The organism is Lutibacter sp., assembly GCF_040883305.1.
Lineage (GTDB): Bacteria > Bacteroidota > Bacteroidia > Flavobacteriales > Flavobacteriaceae > Lutibacter.
The window spans coordinates 1-3,906 of sequence record NZ_JBFLKT010000081.1 but is presented as its reverse complement, the minus strand read 5'-3'; the positions used below and the strand labels follow the sequence as shown (position 1 = coordinate 3,906).

4 protein-coding genes are annotated in these 3,906 nt (G+C 30.5%); all 4 read right to left on the bottom strand.

All coding sequences use genetic code 11. The annotated features are described in order from the left end of the window. Positions 1 to 903, bottom strand: a 903-nt coding sequence (gene ccoG / locus AB1Z17_RS02565; protein ID WP_368050225.1) for a cytochrome c oxidase accessory protein CcoG, incomplete at its 3' end; no start/stop codon positions are given. Between the two features lie 245 nt (positions 904 to 1,148). Then, entirely contained in the window at positions 1,149 to 1,796 is a 648-nt protein-coding gene (locus tag AB1Z17_RS02560) for a cbb3-type cytochrome c oxidase N-terminal domain-containing protein (protein ID WP_368050224.1), read from the bottom strand. After that, positions 1,789 to 1,986 (bottom strand): CcoQ/FixQ family Cbb3-type cytochrome c oxidase assembly chaperone, encoded by a 198-nt coding sequence (locus tag AB1Z17_RS02555; protein ID WP_368050223.1) that lies wholly within the window; start codon positions 1,984 to 1,986, stop codon positions 1,789 to 1,791. Before AB1Z17_RS02555 ends, AB1Z17_RS02560 begins: the two co-directional genes overlap by 8 nt. 6 nt (positions 1,987 to 1,992) lie before the next feature. Next, positions 1,993 to 3,906, bottom strand: a 1,914-nt coding sequence (gene ccoO / locus AB1Z17_RS02550; RefSeq protein WP_368050222.1) for a cytochrome-c oxidase, cbb3-type subunit II, incomplete at its 5' end; no start/stop codon positions are given.

Below are 3,906 nucleotides of genomic sequence, written 5' to 3'. Positions count from 1 at the left end.
TATACAAGCTGTACAGTTAATACATTCTAATTGAGTTCCGTTTCTAATATCAATTCCTGTTGGGCACACATAAACACATTGTTTACAATCTATACAATCTCCATGTCCTAACTCTTCTCTGTTTTCACCTTTTCGTAATTTTTTTCTACCAGAATCTCCTTCTCCTCTTACAAAATCATACGCTACATTTATAGATTTATTGTCTAATAGAACTCCTTGTAATCTACCATATGGACAAACTATAATGCACACTTGTTCTCTAAACCAAGCAAACACAAAGTAGAATACACCTGTAAAAACTAACAAATAAATTAGTGTATCTAAATGCTCTGCTGGACTAGCTGTTATATATGCCAAAACTTCATCTGAACCAATTATATAAGCTAAAAATACATTTGAAATTATAAATGAGATTATAAAAAAGACAACCCATTTTAAGACTCTTTTTCTAATTTTTTCTGCATCCCATTTTTGCTTGTCAAGTTTTATTTGTTTAGATCTATCTCCTTCAATTAAATATTCAACTTTTCTAAATACCATTTCCATAAAAATAGTTTGAGGACACATCCAACCGCAAAATATTCTTCCAAATACTACTGTAAATAAAATAATAAAAACAACGCTTACCAACATTGAAATTACTAATAAATGAAAATCTTGTGGCCAAAAAGGAAAACCGAAAATATGAAATTTACGTTCTATTATATTAAATAATAAAAACTGATTTCCCTTAATTTTAATAAAAGGAGCAGCTAACAAAAATACCAAAAGAAACCAACTAACAATGGTTCTATAATTATAAAATCTACCTTTAGGTTTTTTAGGAAAAATAAAATTTCTTTTTCCACTTTTATCAATTGTTGCAATTGAGTCTCGAAATATTTCTTTGTTTTCTTTATCCATTTTAACTGCTTCTGTATAAAAATTTTAAGCAAATTTATAGTTAATTGATTTATCGCATGGAAACATAAGTGACAAAAAAAGGGAAAAGAAACTGATTTATTTTATAACTATTATAAACCCGCTTATTTTCCCTCAATTTTTCTAAATACTTTAACTAAAATAGGAATGCTTTTTAGTAAAACCTATAATTATTCAAATATTATAACTACTTGAAAATCCAAATTCTACAAAGCTTCCCTTTTTTATTATTCTTCTGGCCAAATAATATCACCTTCTGCAGCTTTTGGACTTGCTGGTTGCGTTCCTTGCATTGAGATAATATAACTTGCTAATTGAATTCTCTCTTCTCTAGTAATAGTACTTTCCCAAGCAATCATTCCTTTACCAGGTCTTCCTCCGTTGGTTAATGTATTAAAAATCGATTTAACATCTCCTCCTAAAATCCAAACATTATCTGTTAAATTAGGTCCTATACTTCCTCCTAAATCTGCTAAGTGACAAGCAGTACAGGTTTTTGAAGCAAACAATTCTTTTCCTTTTGCAATACTTTCATCATCTGTTAATACTACAATATTGCTATCGTCAAATAATTGTGGATTTGCTGCTTTATAAGCTTCAACTTCGGCCTTACCTTCAGCTATTTCAGTAGCAAATTCTTCAGCTTGGCTGTACTTTTCAGAATTATAAAAAACCTGAATATAGTAAAAAATACTAATTGCAATGGTAATATAGAAGCCGTATAACCACCAAGGTGGCAATACATTATCTAGTTCTTTAATTCCATCGTAATCGTGGTCTAACATAATGTCTTCTTCTGTTCCTAGCTCGTGGGCTTTGGTCAAAGATTTCATAAACTTTTTCCAACCCGATATGTTTTCTGAATTTTTATTCATCTGTTTTTTCTTTAGTATTTGTATCGTTATCGAAAGGTAAATTACTTAAATTGTCAATTCTTCGTTTTGGAAGTTTAAAAACAAATATTATCATTGTTGAAAAAACCAAAAAGAATAAGACTAATGAAATTATTGGATAAATTTCTACCCCTTCAATACTTTCTAAATTATGTTTTATAAATTTTAACATAGGTTATTATTTTAAGGCTGTATTATTTGCTTTAATATCTGTACCTAAACGTTGTAAATACGCAATTAAAGCTACAATTTCTTTGTTTTCAATATTACTTGAACCATAATTTTTAACAAACTCAGGGTCTTGTCTTAAATTATTTTCAATTTCTTTAGCTTGTACCAATAAAGCTTGTTTAGCTCCTTTAATTTCTTCTTCAGAATAAGGAACTCCAAGACCAGCTAGTCCATTCATTTTACTCTCCAAATTAGAGGCATTCATATCATTTTTAATTAGCCAAGGATAACGTGGCATAATAGAACCAGGTGATGTAGAACGAGGATCTAGCATATGGTTAAAATGCCAATTATCATTGTATTTTCCTCCAATTCTGTGCACATCTGGCCCTGTTCTTCGTGATCCCCATAAGAATGGAAAATCGTATACAAATTCACCTGCTTTAGAATATTCACCATAACGCTCAACTTCTGAACGGAACGGACGAATCATTTGAGAATGACAGTTATTACAACCTTCTCTAATATAAATATCTCTACCTTCTAATTCTAAAGGTGTGTATGGTTTTACACTTTCAATAGTTGGAATGTTAGATTTTACCAATATTAATGGAACAATTTCTACCAAACCACCAATTAAAATAGCAACAGTTGTTAAAATTGTAAATAATACTGTTTTTCTTTCTAACCAAGTATGGAATCCTTCCCCAGAAACACGTTTACCACTAATTTTTTTCAAAGGAGCAGCTTCAGCTAATTCATCTTCAACAACAGATCCCGCTTTTGCTGTTTTAATAATGTTAATTGCTAATAAAACAAAACCTGTTAAATACAATGTACCTCCAATTGCACGCATTGCATACATTGGAATAACTTGTGTAACCGTTTCTAAGAAATTTCCATAAACTAAGGTTCCATCTGGATTAAATTGTTTCCACATAAATGCTTGTGTAAACCCAGCAACATATAACGGAATTGCATAAAATAAGATTCCTAAAGTACCCAACCAAAAATGAGTATTTGCTAATTTTTTAGAATATAGTGGTGTTTTCCAAAGTTTTTCTGCTAACCAATATACAATACCAGCAATCATAAATCCATTCCAAGCTAAAGCACCAATATGAACGTGACCAACAATCCAATCTGTATAATGTCCAATTGCATTTAAGTTTTTAAATGATAACATTGGACCTTCAAAAGTTGCCATACCATAACCTGTAATTGCAACTACAAAGAATTTTAATACAGGATTTTCACGTACTTTATCCCAAGCTCCACGTAAGGTTAATAAACCGTTTATCATACCACCCCAAGATGGGAAAATAAGCATTATTGAAAAAACTGTTCCTAAATTTTGTGCCCATTCTGGCAGTGCTGTATATAATAAATGGTGAGGTCCAGCCCAAATATATAAGAAAATTAATGTCCAAAAGTGAATAATAGATAATCTATAAGAATACACTGGTCTATTAGCTACTTTAGGAACAAAATAATACATTAAACCTAAAACTGGTGTTGTTAAAAAGAATGCAACTGCATTATGTCCATACCACCATTGCACCAGTGCATCTTGCACTCCAGAATACACCGAGTAACTTTTAAATGCAGATACAGGCATTTCTAAATTGTTAAATATATAAAGAACAGCAATAGTAATTACAGTAGCAATATAAAACCAAATTGCAACATAAATATGTCTTTGCCTTCTTTTTAATATGGTACCAAATAAGTTAATTGCAAATACAACCCAAATTAAAACAACAGCAATATCTATTGGCCATTCTAACTCTGCATATTCTTTTGAAGATGTTAAACCCAAAGGCAATGTAATTGCAGCTGCAACAATAATAGCTTGCCAGCCCCAAAAATGAATTCTACTTAAAACATCATTAAACATTCTTGTTTTAAGTAATCTTTGAGT